At 54.2% G+C, this 393-nt stretch carries 1 protein-coding gene; it reads right to left on the bottom strand.

Translation table 11 applies throughout. The features are described 5' to 3' along the window. Positions 1–393, bottom strand: a 393-nt coding sequence (locus KH400_RS29925) for a hypothetical protein (protein ID WP_217228226.1), incomplete at both ends; no start/stop codon positions are given.

Below are 393 nucleotides of genomic sequence, written 5' to 3'. Positions count from 1 at the left end.
TCCTCTTTCCCTCCTCCCCTCCCTCCCCCTCTCTTCTCCCCCCTCCCCCCCTCTTCCTCCTCTCTTTCCCCTCTCTCCCTTCCTCCTTTTTCCCTTTCCTCCTCCTTCCTTTTCTCTCTTTCTCTCTTCCTCTCCTCTTCTTTTTTCTCCTCCCCCCCTTTTTTTCCCCCTTTCTCCTTCCTCCTTTCCCTTTCCTTCCCCCCTCCTTCCTTCCTCCTCCCCTTCCCTCCCTCCTTTCCCCCCTCTTCCTTTTCCTCCCCCCTCCCCTCCCCCCCTTCTCTTCTTCTCTTTTTCTTCCCCCTTCTCTCCTTCTCCTTTTCCCCTTTTTTTCCCCTTCTCTCCCCTCCCCTTTTTTTTTTCTTTCTTCCCTTCTCCCTTCTTTCTCCTTCTCCT

Origin of the sequence: Desertibacillus haloalkaliphilus (genome assembly GCF_019039105.1) — a bacterium.
Lineage (GTDB): Bacteria > Bacillota > Bacilli > Bacillales > KJ1-10-99 > Desertibacillus > Desertibacillus haloalkaliphilus.
The sequence above is the reverse complement of the archived record's forward strand: the minus strand, read 5'-3'. Positions and strand labels throughout refer to the sequence as shown.